Genomic DNA, 18,185 nt, shown 5'->3' with positions numbered 1-18,185 from the left:
GAACTTTGAAATCAGGTAACTCTTGATCGCCATGTCAACATCCACAATTGACGCTAAAGACGTAGCCGCCATACAAGCTACAAGTGTAGGGGTTGCTGTATACGATCGCTCTCATTGGGGGCGAATCAGTGTTGGTGATAGCGATCGCCTGCGTTTTCTCCACAATCAAAGCACTAACGATTTTCAAAGTCTCCAGCCCGGACAAGGTTGTGATACCGTGATGGTGACATCCACCGCTCGCACCATTGATTTAGTAACTGCTTACGTTCTAGATGACGCGGTGTTGCTGTTGACTTCATCCAATCGCCGAGAATTTCTCTTACAATGGCTGGATCGTTATATCTTTTTTGCCGATAAAGTACAATTAACCGATATCACCGCCCAAACCGCCACTTTCAGCTTAATCGGCCCAGGAAGCGACGCCATAATCGCACATTTGGGAGCCGGAACAATTATCGGTCAGCCTGATGGTAATCACATTTTAGTTGATAAACTGCGCGTAGCCGTGGGTAGTGGCTTGGCGTCCCCTGGATACACCCTCATTTTTCCAGTTGGTGACAAACAACAGTTGTGGAACCAAATTTTAGCATTGGGTGCTGTAGAGTTGAGCGATCGCACCTGGGAAATGTTGCGAATCTTACAAGGGCGTCCCGCTCCCGAAGCCGAATTGACTGACGATTATAATCCTTTGGAAGTCGGCTTATGGCAAAGTATTTCCTTCAACAAAGGTTGCTATATCGGTCAAGAAACCATCGCCCGTCTCAACACATATAAAGGTGTCAAACAACACCTGTGGGGAATTAAACTCAGTGCTCCTGCGGAAGTGGGGACAGTGATTACCTTGGGAGACGAAAAAATCGGCAAACTCACCAGTTACACACCCACCACTGACGGTTACTTTGGCTTAGGTTACATCCGCACCAAAGCTGGTGGTGTCGGCTTAAAAGTACAAGTAGGAGAAACAGCAGCCCAAATTGTTGAGATTCCGTTTGTTTCCCATGAATATCCGTAACATAGGGTGATGGGGAGAATCACTCTGGACAAATAACCAATAATAAATAAAAAAATGACAGTTTCCACCAACAAAGCTTGGTCAAAAGCATTTACTCAACCAGCTACAGAATTTCCTCCTACTGAGTTACCAATCCTCACCGGACAAATCCCTCCAGCTTTACGAGGTACCCTCTACCGCAATGGCCCAGGACGGCTAGAACGAGGTGGAATGCGGATGGGACACTGGTTTGATGGAGATGGAGCAATTCTCGCAGTTAATTTCACCGACGCAGGAGCTACAGGATTATATCGCTACGTGCAAACTGTAGGCTACAAAGCAGAAGCAGCCGCAGATAAGTTGCTGTACGGTAACTATGGCATGACTGCACCAGGAATCATCTGGAATCAATGGCTCAAACCAGTCAAGAACGCCGCCAATACCTCAGTTTTGGCACTTCCTGATAAACTTTTAGCACTATGGGAAGGCGGTAAACCCCACGCTTTAGATTTGCAAACCTTAGAAACTTGGGGCGAAGATGATTTAGGTGGATTAACTCCAGGATGCAACTATTCTGCACACTACAAGCAAGATGCACATACAGGGGAAATTTTCAACTTTGGTGTCAGTCCTGGGTTAAATGCAACATTAAATATCTATAAAAGCAACACCACTGGCGAAATTATCCAGAAAGCAACATATCAAATAGACGGAGTACCGCTGATACACGACTTTGTTTTAGCAGGACAGTATTTAATCTTCTTCATTCCTCCAGTGCGGTTGAATCTGCTACCGATTCTTTTGGGGATGAACAGCTACAGTGATGCGCTACAATGGCAACCGCACATAGGCACTCAAATTTGGGTAATTGATCGTGAAAACCTGTCTCTAGTTAGTCGTGGAGAAACAGAGCCTTGGTTTCAGTGGCACTTTGCTAATGGTTATGTGGATAATAGCGGTGCAGCGATTATTGATCTAGCTCGGTATGAAGATTTTAGCACTAATCAGTATCTCAAAGAAGTAGCCACAGGTAAAACTCATACTATCGCTAAAAGTCAATTTTCACGAATAAATCTCAATCCCCAAACCGCAAGAGTAATAGCCATCGAGCAATTATTAGAGCAACATTGTGAATTTCCCAGTGTACCTCAGACAGATATTGGCAAAGCTGCTCGGTACACATACATGTCGGGATTTCGTTCAGGAACAGATATTAGCCAAGAAATATTAAATGCGATCGCCCGCTTCGACCACAAGACCCATACCCTCACCACAGCAGATTTTGGCGAAAATCGCTATCCTTCAGAACCCGTCTCCGTTGGAGATTGGGTAATCACAGTCGTGTATGATGGCAATTCTGATTGTAGCGAAGTTTGGGTATTTGAGAGCGATCGCCTAGACCAAGAACCAGTCTGCAGACTCCAATTACCCAGCGTCATACCTCCTAGCTTCCACGGTACCTGGAAACCAGCGTAAAAGTTTGGCATCTTGTTAGCAGAAAATTTTCTTTAATTTCCAAGTTTAACTAAGTAAAAAGGTATTAAATAGTGCCCGCTAGAGATGCAATTCATGAAATTGTTAAACAAGCAATTATTAAGGATGGTTGGAATATCACTGCTGACCCTTATGTCATATCTTATGGAGAACGGTTTTTATTTGTAGATCTTGGGGCTACTAAAGCCAGTAAAATTAATAATATTCATGGGCGGTTTATTGGCGCAGAAAAAGATAATAGTCGAATAGCAATAGAAATCAAAGATTTTAACAATAAATCAGTAATTGGTGATTTAGAAAAAGCAATTGGTCAGTATGTTCTTTATCGTTTATTACTTAATAAAGTTGATCCTGAACGTGAAATATATTTGGCTACTACAGTGAGTATCTATGATGAAATTTTTAGCGAACCAATCGGAGAACTTGTAATTAACGACTTACCACTAAAATTGATTATTGTAGATATAAATAGAGCAGAAGTAAAACAATGGATACCACCGCTTACCATCGGCAAATAGTTAAAGAAATTATTACCCAATACGCGCAGTTGCGACCATCACACGGGAATATCAGATTAGATACTGTATTTGACGAAAACCAAGATCGTTATGCTTTAATGCAAGTTGGTTGGGATAGAGGAATGCGGATAAGAGGTAATTTAATTTACATCACATTACAGGATAGCAAAGTCTGGATTGAATATGATGGTATGGAAGCTGGAATTACTGACGATTTAATATATAGAGGTATTTTGGCAGAGAATATTGTTTTAGCTTTTATACCTAGTGAAGATGTGCAATTGACAGCATAATAAGCGATCGCTAATAGTAGAGGATTAATGAAAATTATAGCGATCGCCTAGACCAAGAACCAATCTGCAGACTCCAATTACCCAGCGTCATACCTCCTAGCTTCCACGGTACCTGGAAACCAGCGTCAAAGTATTGATGACTGCAAAAACAATGCAAACCGCAGTATCATTGCGGTGTGACTGCAGGTGTCGGCAATGGATATCGCTCGAACAATGTCCGTTCTCTTAACAACTTCGGATCTATTTGTTGTAGTCTAGGCTGTACTTCAAAAATTCCACCTAAAGTAATCGTGTAATTACCAGAAAGAAGTCGATCAGAATGATTTTCAATCATTACTTTCATTAACAAAGGACGGCGTTCAGGGATCGTGATATTTTGAATTTTAGGTGTTCCCCTAGTGACGCAAGCCAATTTAAATAAATTCCCATATCTTTGTCTCTCGTTTCTCCAATCCCTCTTTTCGCTGTCAAAAATATCTATCCATACAGTTTGACAGCCGCCCGCATTGCTAATATTATCAAGAGTTACCTGCAGTTGACCTGAATTGGCTATAAATGAATAGTAGAATTCTTGTTTTCTATTCGATGACCAATTACCAGAAACTGTGGGACTTGTCAGCGCAGTCGCGGTTTCTGGCGATGTTTGCGCCAGAAGATTGCTAGATGACAACACCGCAGCACTGAGAACAGATACTGTAGTAACTGCTTTTAAGTTATAAATTGTAAACATTTTTATTACCTCACATAAATTTAGTTTTAATTTTGTAACACTAAATTTCACTCTTAGCAATTACAAAACTTTCTTGTGTCCTTACTTTCAATAACAAATCAGCAAAACAGATTATTCCCAAATCTTCAAAAAATTTAAAAAAATACCAAAAACCCTCAGAGGTTGTTTGAAAAATCTCCGTCTATATAAGGATTAGCGCTGGGAATTACTCAAGGGGAAATTTTCCAGCGTTGGCAAGAATTAGTTGGACGTGTCGCTATAGAATTAGGATTGCTAGAAACTAATACTAATTTGAACAAAGAATGCGACAAATAGATTGTAGGGGCAAACGGTTGTTTGCCCTCACCCACCATGCATCTGTCGCAAAGATTATTGAAATTGGTATAAACTTGTAAAACGAAAACAACAAAATAGCAATTCCGCAGATTATCGTAGTCGTTCAGCAGAATGCTTAATAAAGAAAAATTCTGTGTGCGGATTGCGATCAAAAATTAGAATTGAGATAAAGCTGATATACATTACACCGATTAAGCATAATTGCCCATGACCACTTCTAAACGCCGCTATCACATCACTACTTTTGGTTGCCAAATGAATAAAGCCGATTCAGAGCGCATGGCTGGCATTTTAGAAGACATGGGCTTTGAATTCTCAGCCGATCCTAATCATGCAGATTTGATTCTTTATAATACTTGCACAATTCGAGATAATGCCGAGCAAAAAGTATATTCTTATTTAGGCAGACAAGCCAAACGCAAGCATGATCAGCCTAATTTAACTTTAGTCGTTGCTGGTTGCGTTGCTCAACAAGAAGGAGAAAGCTTGCTGCGACGCGTGCCAGAATTAGATTTGGTGATGGGGCCGCAACACGCTAACCGTCTCAAGGATTTACTAGATTCAGTCTTTGAAGGTAATCAAATTGTCGCCACAGAACCAGTCCACATCATGGAAGATATCACCCAACCGCGCCGTGACAGCAAAGTTACCGCTTGGGTGAATGTGATTTATGGTTGTAATGAACGCTGTACTTATTGCGTCGTTCCTGGTGTACGCGGTGTGGAACAATCCCGGACACCAGAAGCCATCCGTGCACAAATAGCGGAATTAGGAGAGCAAGGTTACAAAGAAATTACCCTCCTTGGTCAAAATATTGACGCTTATGGTAGAGATTTACCAGGAACGACACCAGAAGGGCGACATCTGCATACCTTTACAGATTTACTCTACTATGTCCATGATGTGCCGGGAATAGAAAGATTGCGTTTTGCTACAAGTCATCCCCGTTATTTTACGGAGCGATTAATTAAGGCTTGTGCAGAGTTACCCAAGGTGTGCGAGCATTTCCACATTCCCTTTCAATCTGGAGACAACGAACTTTTGAAAGCGATGGCGCGGGGTTATACACACGAAAAATATCGCCGGATTATCGACACAATTCGCCGATACATGCCAGATGCTTCAATTAGTGCAGATGCGATCGTCGGTTTTCCTGGGGAGACGGAAGCACAATTTGAGAATACCCTCAAATTAACAGCAGACATTGGTTTTGATATGCTCAATACCGCCGCCTATTCACCCAGACCAGGAACACCAGCGGCTTTGTGGGACAATCAATTAAGTGAAGACGTAAAAAGCGATCGCCTACAAAGATTAAACCATTTAGTGAACATCAAAGCTGCCGAGCGATCGCAGCGTTACGCCCACCGCATCGAAGAAGTGCTAGTAGAAGACCAAAACCCCAAAGATACAACCCAAGTTATGGGACGCACACGGGGTAATCGTCTCACCTTCTTTACTGGTGATATTAACGAGTTGAAAGGACAGTTAGTTAAGGTGAAAATTACTGAAGTTCGCGCTTTTAGCTTAACTGGGGAACCTGTGGAGGTGCGTCAAGCTGTATCGGTTTAACGAATACTTAGTAACGCTCTGCGTAAAATGGGAGTATTTTTAAACGCAAAGTGACGCTGAGGTAAGCGCAAAGGTACGCAGAGTTTGGCGTTGCTCAATCAAGGTTTGAATTATTACTAGAGCGATCGCTTTTAGAAATTCGCCAAGAATTCGATTTGTTTCCTTTTATGAAATAGATGATACCTTTGCTGTGTAGAGACGGGAAATTTCCCGTCTCCCAGGTTTTTTTACCACATAAAATCTACGAAGCACCAGTTAGCTTGACTAAAGCGTCTAACTCGTGCTGCATCTGACTAAGAACTAATTCGTAGCACTCATTAACATAATAGCGATCGCTCGCAGCTTCCCGTCCATAGCGCTCAAACTTGATTGGTGGACAAACCCGCGTATGAATCGGAACAGGTAAAGGAATATTCGGTAACGGCCCAATTGCTAATCCCCAAGGTAAACCCAAATAAATAGGAAAAACCACCGGATCAATACCCAACAACCAAGGCATCCCCCACTTGTGCAGTTGCTCAACAATATCGTAAATATCAGTCAAGACAAACAAAGTATCATGAGCACCGGTGGAAATTACAGGGACAATCCGCACATTTTCCCGCAATGCTAATTTGATAAAGCCTTGGCGACCAGCAAAATAGATTTGGTTGCGTAAAGAATGGGGACGAAAAATATCCTCAGCGCCACCAGGATAGACAAGGACGCTAGCGCCAGAACGCAAAGCCGCATAAGCCATTTTCGGGTGAGCAATAATCGCCCCAGCCTTAGCTGCTAATCGGGCTACCGGCTGGAAAGCCTCCCAAGCAACAGGATGCATCAAACCATAAACTGGTTTCTCCACACCAAATCGGCGAAACCAGTCATACATCATCATCACCATATCAGGAGCCGCAAGACCGCCATTATGGGAGCCAACAAAAAGTACTTTTTCGTCAGGTGAGATATTTTCCCAACCGCTGGTTTGGACGCGAAAATAATAGTGATAGAACCACCCTAATATGGGCATGACGGCTTCAATGAATCTTGGATCTCGCTGATCCAAAGACCATCCGAGTTTTGTCTGTTCGTGTAGTCGTGTTTCTGACATCCGGAGATTTTAGCAGTAATGGTGAAGGTTTGAGTATGGTACGGACAAACGCTTTTCACAGTAATCAACTTGGTTGATAGTCTGGCAGCCTCCACCCTATGTCTTTTATTTTACCGAAAGCCGTGTATACATGGGAAAATACAGCAACAAAGCCACGTTATGATAAGCTATCTGCGTGGGGAGTGTCGAGGTATGAAAGATGAGTAAATTGCGGGTGGGATTGTTATTTGGTGGTCGTTCTGGAGAGCATGAAGTTTCTATTAGTTCCGCAAAAGCGATCGCCACAGCCCTAAATGCAGAACCAAATGCTAGCAAATACGAAATCTTGCCGTTTTACATCCAAAAAGATGGTCGTTGGCTAGGAGGAGAAGAACCCCAACACTTACTAGGGTCTAGTGTAGCGCTCCCAGAATCCCCGTCCCCAGACCATAATCAAATAGTATCAGACCCCCAAAACCAAATTCTCAGTCCCTGGCAATCACCCTCCCAAGTCGCCGAAGTCGATGTGTGGCTACCAATTCTTCACGGCCCCAACGGCGAAGATGGTACAATTCAAGGCTTACTCACCTTAATGCAAACCCCCTTCGTTGGTTCTGGAGTTTTGGGTTCAGCCTTGGGGATGGATAAAATCGCCATGAAAATGGCCTTTGACCAAGCCGGATTACCGCAAGTAAAATATCAAGCCATCACCAGAGCGCAAGTGTGGTCAAATCCTTGCGTATTTCCCAAACTTTGTGACGAAATCGAAGCCGTAATAGGTTATCCAGCTTTTGTCAAGCCCGCTAACCTCGGTTCTTCAGTAGGAATTGCCAAAGTGCGATCGCGCCAAGAACTAGAAGCCGCTTTAGATAACGCCGCTACTTATGATCGTCGCCTCATTGTGGAAGCAGGAGTAGTCGCCAGAGAAGTAGAGTGCGCCGTTTTAGGCAACGATCAACCCCAAGCCTCTGTAGTGGGGGAGATTACCTACGACAGCGATTTTTACGATTATGAAACTAAGTATACTGCAGGCAAAGCAGATTTATTAATTCCCGCCCCACTCCCAGACGCCATCACTCACCAAATTCAAGACATGGCTCTCCAAGCATTCGCCGCCGTCGATGCAGCTGGCTTGGCTAGGGTAGACTTTTTCTATGTCGAAGCCACAGGAGAAGTACTCATCAACGAAATCAACACCTTTCCCGGTTTCACCGCCACCAGCATGTATCCTCAACTATGGGCACACAGCGGTATCCCCTTTCCAGAATTAGTTGATCGACTAATTCAACTAGCTTTAGAAAGATACAAGGGTGAAAGCTGAAGTCTGAAGTCTCAAGTCTGAAGTCTGAAATTACCCCGCCAACCCCATTGGTGTCAACTTAACGTAAAACCTATAGCCCACAAGGAACTTCAGTTCCTTGCTAATAACATAAGTCATCTCAAGATGACTAAATATGCAAAAAATCTTGAGTCTACTTCAGTAGACTTTAGTTATGAGCCTTGAACTTCAGTTCTAGGCGGGTGTGGAAGCCAACAGTGAGGCCATTTCTCTTTTAAGTTGACACGTATCCCCCAATCCCTAACCCCTAACCCCTAATCCCTCATCCCTGTTCCCCATTCCCGCCTCAAAAGAGCTTCTTTCGGCTGAGACTGCACCAAAAAGCTACTTTAATCGCAATTTTGACTACGGATATCTGATTTTTCCCTCTTTTAGTACAATCTAGGATCTAGAGGGGTACAAATCTGAAAACAATCATGAACAATAGTCAGAATGTACAGCACAAAACAACCAAAATAGCAAGGGCTAGTCTCGATTTGACAGATAGTTCGCAAATCATGATGTATTTGCTGACGCGTAATCCTTGGCTGTTATTGGTTGGATTGTTGACAATGTTTTTAGGAAGTGCTGCCTTTGCCTTGCACAGCCTGGGTTATGTTGGGTATGTTCCACAACCAGAAGAACCGGATCAAGTCCCAGAAGCACCTACAGTATTTGAACAGAGCAGCAACACATCATCGGAAATCACCAATCCCATACCATTATGGATGATTGCAGCGATCGCTCTTAGTTGTAGCAGTGGTTGTTTGATTATTTGCCGATTAATTCACCAGTCAACACAGCATCAAAAATTTAAAAAACCACCCAAGCGTTATCAAACACCCTTAGCATCAAGTCATCAGTCTAGACTCAAACCACAAACGCCAAAACCTCCCCAGATTTTGTCGTCCATCTCCACACTCTCACCGCTGGCGTCCCTACAAACTCAAACAAAACCTCTCGTGACTGTTTTACCAATAGAGCAAACAAGTGGTTTAAATCACAATCAAGCATCTTTGGTAGAGTTGCTAGATATCCGCAAGCAAAACACTTTGTCAGCCATTCTCCGCAAGTATTAAGTCCACAGACAACGAAAAGTTACTGAAGTTCACACTTACTTTTTTAGTTTAGGGCACTGCATACTGTGCCCTTCAAGCAACAATTACACCCTAATCTCCAATCAACTCCACCGCATCTCTACCATCGAAATCTTGCAAATAAACTTTGACAATCTCTTCTTTCGCGGTAGGGAGTAGCTTACCAATAAAATCTGGGTGTATGGGTAATTCACGATGTCCCCTATCTACCAGCACAGCTAATCGAATTACCTCCGGTCTACCGTATTCGTTTACTGCATTTAAAGCAGCGCGGATCGTCCTTCCTTTGAAAATCACATCATCCACAAGCACAACTGTTTTTCCCGTCAGGTCAAAAGGAATATCGGTTTTTGCTGGAGTTCGTAATCCAATTTTGTCAAGGTCGTCCCGATAGAATGTTATGTCTATCGCGCCTACCTCCACAGATACACCCTCCAACGCTTCAATTTGACGCGCTAACATTTCGGCTAACAGCGGCCCTCTGGTATAAATACCCAACAGGACTAGCTGATGTAAATCGCGCGTCTTTTCTATAATTTGCGAGGACAAACGAGTCACAGTGCGGCGGAGTTCTTCTGATGAGAGAATTTCAACTACTTTCATATACATAGTCATAGACCGATACCCTGAGTAGTAAATTTTACTAGCTGTTGGGAGTTAGGGGAAGGAGTCGATTACCCAAGTTTCCCATTTGTGCTCCCCTACGCCTCCTATTGCTCTTTACCTGTTGAGGGGGATTAATAATATAGCGACAGCTATCCCTAACCACAGTAAAAAGCAATATCCAGTTAATTGCAAAGCCTTGTGAATGCTAATTTGTGTGATGGGGTGAATAGCATCTCCCAAAAGAGGTTTATATTTCACCACTCCACGATACCAATTAATACCACCCATCTGTACCCCTAAAATTGCCGCATAGGCGCACTCACTCCACCCAGAATTAGGACTCGGATCAGCGACAGCATCTCGGCGACAAATTCGCCACACATGCAAAGGTTTACCAGACAACAACGCCAGAGTCATCACCGTTAAGCGACAGGGAAGCCAAGTTAAGCCATCTTCCAGCCGCGCACTAAACCAACCCAGATAAGTATAGGGAGCTTCACGATAACCCACCATCGAATCCAGAGTACTACTAGCTTTATATGCTAAAGCTAAAGGCGCTGCCCCCACAACCGGAATAAATGCACCGAAAATTGCATAAAACAGTGGCGCCATTACCCCATCAGTAGCATTTTCCGTCACCGTTTCCAAAACAGCGCGCAAAATTTCTGCTTCTGAAAGATTTTCTGTATCTCGACCAACATAATTACTGAGAAGTTGACGACTCTGTTGCAACTTTCCCGCCGTCAAAGGTTGTAAAACAGTAGCCGCTGCTACCTTTAAACTCCTCAGAGCAAAGCAGCTAGCTAGAAGGATACTTTCTAAAACAATTCCCAATAGGGGATGTAGCAATTTAGCACCATAAATTACTAACCAACCAACTACCCCAGTACCAATTATTAAGACAACACCTAATATGATTCCCGTGATTCTTTGGGTTAGGGGATTGTGACAGTATTGGCGAGCAACATTAGTAATACGAGAAATTGCCCACCCCATGAATTGTACTGGATGAGGAAAACCCCACGGATCGCCAATTAAGAAATCTAAAAGAGCAGCAATAATTAAGATATAGATGTTATCAGTCATTAGTCAAGCATCAAGGTTTAATATTTGACCTCTTGACTAAACCACAAAACTAGCCTCTGCACCCAGAGAAGCTTGCCAGCTGCGAGCATCATAATAAAGATCAGCCAGAGTAATAGTGTACAAAGCTTCTTTCAGCTTTTGATTCAGCCTCTGCCACAAAGTAAATGTTACCCAATCTTCAGCTTGCTCTGGCGAGGGAGTAGGTTGAGGTGAATGGGTTATAGCTTCTCCCACAGCTTCTAAAATTTGTCCTATAGAAATTTGTGCAGGCTCCAAGGCTAATTGATAGCCACCAATACTCCCACGAATTGATTTAACTAATCCAGCACGACGCATTTCTATAAGTAACTTTTCTAGATAAGCAGCAGGAATATCTTGGCGATTGGCAATGGCTTTGACAGATGCAGGCCCATAGCTTGGCTGTAAGCTCAAATCTAGCAAAGCCTTGACACTGTAGTGTCCTTTTGTAGTTAATTTCATGCTCACGAGCTTTATTGTTTAGTCCAAAATCAAAAGTCCAAAGTCCAGAGCCTAAATCTTAATTATTGCTTTGACCTTTGACCCTTGAGAGGTAATTGCTCCACCCAGAAAGCCAGTACCGTCTGGAAATTTTCGACCTTGAGGCGACTGGTGTTCCCTTGATTCTTGACTAAGGATCAGTTTTGCTTATCAATTTCTCACCCAAGCATTAAGTTCAATAAGTAAACGACTAATTATGCATTTGTTTAGAAAACTTAAACAACTATAGTCTAGCAGTAATTCATAAACCATATATAGTTATCACCATTGGCAACATTCTAGAAAATAATCTAGAAAATAAATTGTCTCGCAATATTTTAGGAATTGAGTAACAATTATGCCTGTGAATGTAATATACTTGGCTAGGCTGAGATGAAAAATAAAGGAGTAAGTTCCTGCTAGCTCAATGTCAGCTAAAATAAAATCGATTCAGCCACTTCCAACATTCGTTTTCGACCTAAGTTGATGCCTAAACAGAAGAAAATTGAACCCCTAGTCGGTGAAGAACTCCTCAAAAAAGTTAAGGAGCTAGAGAACGAGAGCAAAGAAGACAAAGCCAAGAAGTGTGGCTACTATACCGTTACCAAAAACGGTATAGAGCGCGTCAATATGATGAAGTTTTTAAATGCTCTCATTGATGCTGAAGGCATTCAGTTAGACAGCACACCCAGTGCAAATGGACGTGGTGGGCGCAGTGCCAGCTATAGAATTAGTGTGCAATCAAACGGCAACTTACTAATAGGTTCAGCTTACACTAAGCAGATGAATCTCAAGCCAGGTGATGAATTTCTCATCACTTTGGGTAAAAAGCACATTCGCTTAAGGCAAGTAGACCCAGAAGATAGAGAAGAAACTGAAGCTCTAGAAGTTACAGCTTAAATAATATAGTCAAAACCAAGCATAACTACTGTGGTCTTGGGGGTTCACACCATTCCAGAAAACGGAGAGCTTGGCACATAGTTATTCTTGGGGGGTTTCTCCAGGAAAATTTGCCATCAACAAAAGTTCTCTCAGTGCAGCAAGTGGCGCAAAAAAGTCAAAAGCCAATATTTGGACTCTTGACTTTTGAGTATTGACTAATGGCCATTGACTTTTGAGTTTTGACCAATAATCATATTTGTTGAAGGCACTATTGGTAAATAATGGCGAATTGCCTTGCGCGTTAATGCCAAATTGCAAGTTAAAGTAATATGTTCGCGTTCTAGTAGACCTAAAATGCGTTCATGGTTATCTCTTGCTACCACCGGTAACTGATGCAAACCTCGCAAAGTCATTCTGTCTAGAGCTTCTGATAAAGGTTCATCTCTCCAAGCATAAAGAATTTCAGTAGTACAGATTTCCATGAGAGTTTGACTAGATAAATTACTAGGAATTTCAATTGTTGAATTCTGGTAATTTTGCCAAAGAGAAAGGGCACGATTAATATCTTCTAAGGAAACAATCCCTACTAATTGCTCGGCTTCATTAATTACTAAAGCACTGTGACAGCGATCGCTTGTCATTTCCACAGCTGCCTCTAACACCCCAAACGTTGCTGGCAGCTGTTTCGGACAAGTCAACATAGCATCTTCCACTAAAATTTGCTCTAAAATATCCACCTTCTCATCTTTTAATTCCGCAAGACCAATTTGTTGGAGATTGGAATTAGAATTAAAAGTCGGTTTAATTCGCTCCACTAACCACACGCTTAAACCCACCGCAGCCATCAAAGGTAAAACAATTCGGTAGTCGCGGGTTAACTCAAACAACATTAAAATTGCCGTTAACGGCGCCCTCACACTACCAGCTAAAACTGCAGCCATTCCCACCATTGCATAAGCTGGAGGCGCTGCCATATATGTACCAATTGAGGGCGCAACCAAACTGACAACCTTAGCATAAGCCGACCCCAAAGAAGCACCTAAAAACATTGCTGGCGCAAACAAACCACCCACAAAACCGCTTCCAGCACTAATCGCCGTCATCAGCAGCTTAACCACCAGCAGCACAACTAATAATTGCAGCGAAAACTCCACATCTTGCAGCATCGCTTGCACAGTTCCATAACCGGTGCCTAAAATTTGCGGAAAATATAAAGCAACGGCGCCGACAATGACACCACCGATAATCGGATGAATATACTTAGGAATGCGACCCAAAAATTCAAACCCAATAATCTGTCCCGCAAAACAAGCTTTTGCTAGACTGATCAATTGAGTGTAAGCTACAGAAACCAAACTAGCCCCTAAACCCAGCCCCAAATAAATTGGTAATTCCAGGGGACTACGCACTTGGTAAGCAGGTAAAGCAAAAGCAGGTTGTGCCCCTAAACCAATTTGAGCAATTAACGCCGCCAGCACCGCCGCCAATAGCACCACACTGACAGCAGAGGTGGCAAAAGAAGTAGCCCCCATGACTACCTCTAAAGCAAAAAACACCCCCGCAATAGGAGCATTAAACCCCGCAGCCAAGCCAGCCGCAGCCCCAGCACCCAAAAGCAAACGTTGCTGCTCTTGAGATACTTGCAGCACCAAAGACAATAACATGCCAAAGTTGGCACCAATTTCTACACTTGGCCCCTCCGGCCCCAAAGAAGCCCCACTTCCCAGAGATACGGAAGCCGCAAACATCTTAGTGACAGGTCGTAGTGGTTGTCTGAGTTCTGTTCCCTGAGAAGCAGCAATCAAAGATGAAAGTCCAGGGCCGAAATCTTGCGTACGCCAGCGCATCAAACCGACGATTAAGCCGCCAACGGTGGGGACGCAAGCCAAAGTCCAGGAACCCCAGACACCGATCACACTCATTAAATTGACTAGCGTTAGGTCATGAATTAGTTGGATCAAATAGTGGAAGGTAACTACACCCATACCAGTACCGCCGCCAATTAGCACGGCTAAAAAAAGTACGACTGTTTCTGGAGATGGCTGAAAACGGTTAATTAGGTGAGCTAGACGAGCGGAAAGTGAAGGCAAGACAAGTTGTTCAGTCACCTTCCTCAGTTCAGTGGGAGGCAAGAAAGTCATTGGGGGTGGGGTAAATGTAAGAAAAAATTTAAGTTTTTATCTGTTACTTCTCATTGTGAGCCATGATTTAGCAACCAGACAAGTAAGCCGAATTTCCATGATTTGCTGAATTTACAAAGTTTTGGTAAAAAAAAATTCGCTACGCAAAATTTTTATAGGGAGAATGGTTAAATAAAAGTGAATTAATATTCAATGGTCGGCCAGCAGCGGTGGGGTGCGAGTCAGCCGGATATCTATATTGTGTAGGATAAATACACTGCTATTTAGGCTGATTGGTTGCAGCGTTGAATAAAAGTGACGAGGAGTCATCCTCAGCAATATCTAGCTATACTCGTGTTGCAGCCGTTAATCTGTCCTTAGTGGGAATAAAATTATGAGCTGTGATTCATGACAGATGTCAGATCACATCGGTTAGCCTACTAAGTGTTGCTGGGAAATTCAATATGACTACTGTTATGTAGCGAGTAAATGGACTAGGCGGACGAGGTAAATGAATACACACACATTTGATAATCATTATGTTACTTGCCCAATTTGCCAAAGAAATGGTATGCCGGAACCAGTTAAGACGTGTATTGGCTTGTATACCTGTCCGTATTGCCAGGAACGACTAGTAGTGTCTCAGAGCGGACATTATGTTCGCGATCCTTTTACTCTCAAACAGATAATGATTTCTTCGGCGCTACGTCGTCAAAGCCGACCTCTAGCTAGGATTGTCAGAGATTTTATTCTCCTCAAACGTCCTGTAGTAGCTTTGGCTGTGGGGGGTGCTATTGTTTTGAGTATCATTGCCATGACACAACAAAACACTAACTATAACCAACAACCAATCTCTACAACAGAGAAAATTAATGAAATCGGTAAGGAATCTCAATAAGGAAATTTACTGGTAAAAATCTTTTTTTCCAGACTTTTGAGGGAAATCTTAACAAAAATCTAGTATGAAGGTCGGAAATGGGAGAAAAGGCATTTTTTAATAGCCTTTTCTCCCTTAATCCCCAACTTTTGCGTTTGTGAGGGCCTGGAGTTGGCGATCGCTGTTACAATCGATTGATATTTTTTGTAATCAGTCTCCAGTCTCCAGCTTGGTCAACTAGCTTCACCGAATCTAGATGCAAATCTTTGAAAGCAGAGGCGCTGAGTAAGAAATAGGGTTGTCCGTTGTAGTGCCAATAGTATTGTAATTCTCCTAAAGATGCAGGAATGATGGTGCGATCGCTATAAAAATCTAATGAGGGGCGATGGTAAGGAAAAGATGTATAAATCTTTTTCACTGCGGGATTTGCTCGCACTATCATAGTGGCAACAGGTTTGACTGGGTAGGCTTCCCATAATTCCCAAACCCAGTAATGAGATTTCATCAACAGCAGCAGCGAAATATAACTTCCCCACAACAGAACCTGGAAAAATTGCCCGTCGCCTCGTTCTGCCAAAATTGCCGATAAAGTCATAGTTAAGGCAACTACTGCAAAAATCAGCTGTAAGTCTGTTGTGTGAGCACCACCCCAGCTGAATAGAATGCTACCACCAGAAGCAGCCACAGCCAGTATTGCTAGACCTGTGATCCAAGAGCGGGGATAAAATGATAGTAAAGGTAGATTGTCAGTTTCGGTTAATTGAGCACCGAAAGCTAGGGCTAAACTGGGATAAATCGGGAATAAGTGCCAAAATAATTTATTGCCAATGAAGGACATGATCACTAAATAGGCGCCACTCCAAACCAGCACAAGTTTTGCCCAACTGAGGTTACGATTTTCCCAAGTTAAGCGTAAACTTTGTGGTAAAAACAGTAACCAAGGCCAAGAGTAGATCAAAATTTCTTGAAAATAGTACCAGGTCGAGCGGGAATTACCACCAACCGTGCTTGTGCGGCTCAGAGGTTGATTGAGAATTCCTACCTGGAGAAAAGTGTGCCCGTAATGCAATAACTGAAGAGTATACCAACCAGTAACGGGGAGAATACCGATGAAGATAGCTATCCATAGGTAGTAACTGGTGAGTAGCCGTGGTGTATCCCAAAATAGGAATAGCAGGGCGATCGCACACAACAAAATACCATATATTCCTTGGGTGAGGCAGATTAACCCAAAGCCAACACCCACCCCCAGACAGTAACGTAAATCTCGACGCGATCGCAACATGCACAGCATCGTGATCATCAAAAAACTTACCACCGCACCATCCAATATTGCCAAGCGCCCATACCGTACTACTGGTAGCATGGTCAAGTAGATGAGAGCGCTATAAATAGCTGCCCAACGTTGACGAAATATTTCTCGACCAATGCAATATAGTAAAGGTACTGAAGTTGCGGTTAAAATTGCGCTTGGTAAGCGTGTCATGCATTCATTGACGCCTCCTAAGGAGTAAGCCCAAGCAACCAACCAATGCATCAAAGGTGGCTTGTAATAAGCTTGTTCAGCTCCTAATTTTGGGTAAAGCCAGCGCAGAGAATCAACAGGCGATCGCCATATTTCCCGCGCTACCTGAGCAACAACCCCCTCATCCCCATCTCGCAGCGGCAATTCTCCCAGATTAATGCTAAACAGCAGCACCGCAGCTACAAGTAGAACGATCAACCATGCCCAATCGATCAATTTTTCCAGCGTGCGATGCTGTTTTCCTAGATAACCCCAAATAAAGCTTCTTTCTTGCATATTCTCTGATAATCATTTTCCTAATGAAGTTTGGAGTGTAAAATATGGAGTATCAAAAAACAGTACATATCGCACTAAGTTCTGCTGCAAAGACGACCTCTGACTGGTAAATAAGCCAAATTTTTTTGTTCTTTTGAGCAACTCCCAAAATCGGTGAGGGGATTTCATACTTCAGCTTTCAGCCTACAGTTAACTTGCTGGTTTGATTACGTAGAGATGAGAGCGAACCTCTCATATTGCCACCCTGTAACCACCTCTGTGTTTAGTAATTACTAGATTCCAAATTAGCTCAATTTTTTTGTAAATGATCATAATTTTTGAGGAAGTTGCTTTGACTTTTTATCTTTATTTAATAGGAATTTTTCCAGAAAACAGATACAAATAATACAATATTGAATATTGTATTGTATTTTACATATTATTAATTTGATTTTTTAATTTCTCAAAACATTTTGCAAATAAGAGAAACTTATTTTATTGGCAAAATTTCATTTTCATAGAAATCATATTTGACTTTAGCCTCAATTTTGCGGGGTTTTTAATCTGAAACTTTTTCATAAAAATATTTTTTAGTGGTAAATAGTATCAGAAAAAATACGTCGAAATAACGAGGATTTCTCTCTTAAAGCGTTTCTTGTTTGATGATGGTACATTTCGTTGAGGTTAGGGGCGCTTAGGCTAGCTATGCCATACCTCATGTAATGGGGGACTATAAAAAAGTAACCTGAAAGACACAAAAGGCGATACTTCTCCAGAAAGACGTCATCAAATCGTTGCTTCCTTAGAATCATAGAGTTGAAAGCTCGCAGTTTATACCAAACTTTGGTAACAAACCATCAACACTTATGGTGTCCCAAGGGCTTGCTAACGAACCTGGATCAGCTAACAAATAAACTG

Annotated in this window: 16 protein-coding genes; 9 read left to right on the top strand and 7 right to left on the bottom strand. The window is 42.6% G+C overall.

The window, feature by feature from the left end:
- Positions 1–31 precede the first annotated feature (31 nt).
- From ygfZ to MIC7126_RS0111325, 4 genes are all read left to right on the top strand, one after another.
- Positions 32–1,012 (top strand): CAF17-like 4Fe-4S cluster assembly/insertion protein YgfZ, encoded by a 981-nt coding sequence (gene ygfZ / locus MIC7126_RS0111340; protein WP_017653263.1) that lies wholly within the window; start codon positions 32–34, stop codon positions 1,010–1,012.
- Between the two features lie 54 nt (positions 1,013–1,066).
- On the top strand, positions 1,067–2,467 hold the full coding sequence (locus MIC7126_RS0111335) for a carotenoid oxygenase family protein (protein WP_017653262.1): 1,401 nt from the start codon (positions 1,067–1,069) through the stop codon (positions 2,465–2,467).
- Between the two features lie 71 nt (positions 2,468–2,538).
- Entirely contained in the window at positions 2,539–3,003 is a 465-nt protein-coding gene (locus MIC7126_RS0111330; RefSeq protein WP_017653261.1) for a XisH family protein, read from the top strand.
- Positions 2,973–3,296 (top strand): XisI protein, encoded by a 324-nt coding sequence (locus tag MIC7126_RS0111325; RefSeq protein WP_017653260.1) that lies wholly within the window; start codon positions 2,973–2,975, stop codon positions 3,294–3,296. The genes MIC7126_RS0111330 and MIC7126_RS0111325 overlap by 31 nt, the downstream gene beginning before the upstream one ends.
- A 166-nt stretch (positions 3,297–3,462) precedes the next feature.
- On the opposite strand, the gene MIC7126_RS0111320 is transcribed toward MIC7126_RS0111325, so the two are convergent.
- Positions 3,463–4,026 carry a hypothetical protein gene (locus tag MIC7126_RS0111320; RefSeq protein WP_017653259.1) on the bottom strand — a complete coding sequence of 188 codons (564 nt, stop codon included), beginning with the start codon at positions 4,024–4,026 and terminating at the stop codon, positions 3,463–3,465.
- A 543-nt stretch (positions 4,027–4,569) separates the two neighbouring features.
- Between MIC7126_RS0111320 and miaB the strand changes: the two genes are divergently transcribed.
- Positions 4,570–5,934, top strand: a complete 1,365-nt coding sequence (gene miaB / locus MIC7126_RS0111315; protein ID WP_017653258.1) for a tRNA (N6-isopentenyl adenosine(37)-C2)-methylthiotransferase MiaB — start codon at positions 4,570–4,572, stop codon at positions 5,932–5,934.
- Positions 5,935–6,175: 241 nt separating this feature from the next.
- On the opposite strand, the gene MIC7126_RS0111310 is transcribed toward miaB, so the two are convergent.
- Positions 6,176–7,024, bottom strand: a complete 849-nt coding sequence (locus MIC7126_RS0111310) for a lysophospholipid acyltransferase family protein (protein ID WP_017653257.1) — start codon at positions 7,022–7,024, stop codon at positions 6,176–6,178.
- 199 nt (positions 7,025–7,223) lie between these two features.
- Here MIC7126_RS0111310 and MIC7126_RS0111305 point away from each other — a divergent pair, with 199 nt between their 5' ends.
- Complete coding sequence (locus tag MIC7126_RS0111305) at positions 7,224–8,324, top strand: D-alanine--D-alanine ligase family protein (protein WP_017653256.1); 1,101 nt, start codon at positions 7,224–7,226, stop codon at positions 8,322–8,324.
- 434 nt (positions 8,325–8,758) lie between these two features.
- Positions 8,759–9,400: a hypothetical protein gene (locus MIC7126_RS0111300; RefSeq protein ID WP_017653255.1), complete on the top strand. Its 642-nt coding sequence runs from the start codon at positions 8,759–8,761 to the stop codon at positions 9,398–9,400.
- Positions 9,401–9,490: 90 nt separating this feature from the next.
- On the opposite strand, the gene pyrR is transcribed toward MIC7126_RS0111300, so the two are convergent.
- The 3 genes from pyrR to MIC7126_RS0111285 form a co-directional block, all read right to left on the bottom strand.
- Positions 9,491–10,027 (bottom strand): bifunctional pyr operon transcriptional regulator/uracil phosphoribosyltransferase PyrR, encoded by a 537-nt coding sequence (gene pyrR, locus MIC7126_RS0111295; protein WP_026100184.1) that lies wholly within the window; start codon positions 10,025–10,027, stop codon positions 9,491–9,493.
- A 111-nt stretch (positions 10,028–10,138) separates the two neighbouring features.
- Positions 10,139–11,110, bottom strand: a complete 972-nt coding sequence (cbiB, locus tag MIC7126_RS0111290; protein WP_017653253.1) for an adenosylcobinamide-phosphate synthase CbiB — start codon at positions 11,108–11,110, stop codon at positions 10,139–10,141.
- 36 nt (positions 11,111–11,146) lie between these two features.
- Positions 11,147–11,590: an Rrf2 family transcriptional regulator gene (locus MIC7126_RS0111285; RefSeq protein ID WP_017653252.1), complete on the bottom strand. Its 444-nt coding sequence runs from the start codon at positions 11,588–11,590 to the stop codon at positions 11,147–11,149.
- A gap of 504 nt (positions 11,591–12,094) precedes the next feature.
- Between MIC7126_RS0111285 and MIC7126_RS0111280 the strand changes: the two genes are divergently transcribed.
- Positions 12,095–12,508 (top strand): AbrB family transcriptional regulator, encoded by a 414-nt coding sequence (locus MIC7126_RS0111280; RefSeq protein ID WP_017653251.1) that lies wholly within the window; start codon positions 12,095–12,097, stop codon positions 12,506–12,508.
- Positions 12,509–12,705: 197 nt separating this feature from the next.
- On the opposite strand, the gene MIC7126_RS0111275 is transcribed toward MIC7126_RS0111280, so the two are convergent.
- Positions 12,706–14,631: a chloride channel protein gene (locus MIC7126_RS0111275; protein ID WP_026100183.1), complete on the bottom strand. Its 1,926-nt coding sequence runs from the start codon at positions 14,629–14,631 to the stop codon at positions 12,706–12,708.
- A gap of 490 nt (positions 14,632–15,121) precedes the next feature.
- Here MIC7126_RS0111275 and MIC7126_RS0111270 point away from each other — a divergent pair, with 490 nt between their 5' ends.
- On the top strand, positions 15,122–15,508 hold the full coding sequence (locus tag MIC7126_RS0111270; protein ID WP_026100182.1) for a hypothetical protein: 387 nt from the start codon (positions 15,122–15,124) through the stop codon (positions 15,506–15,508).
- 163 nt (positions 15,509–15,671) lie between these two features.
- Here the strand turns inward: MIC7126_RS0111270 and MIC7126_RS0111265 are convergent, their stop codons facing one another.
- Entirely contained in the window at positions 15,672–17,288 is a 1,617-nt protein-coding gene (locus tag MIC7126_RS0111265) for an ArnT family glycosyltransferase (protein WP_017653248.1), read from the bottom strand.
- Between the last annotated feature and the right edge of the window lie 897 nt (positions 17,289–18,185).

This window comes from Fortiea contorta PCC 7126 (assembly GCF_000332295.1).
Classification (GTDB): Bacteria; Cyanobacteriota; Cyanobacteriia; order Cyanobacteriales; family Nostocaceae; genus Fortiea; species Fortiea contorta.
This window is presented reverse-complemented; position numbering and strand designations above follow the sequence as displayed.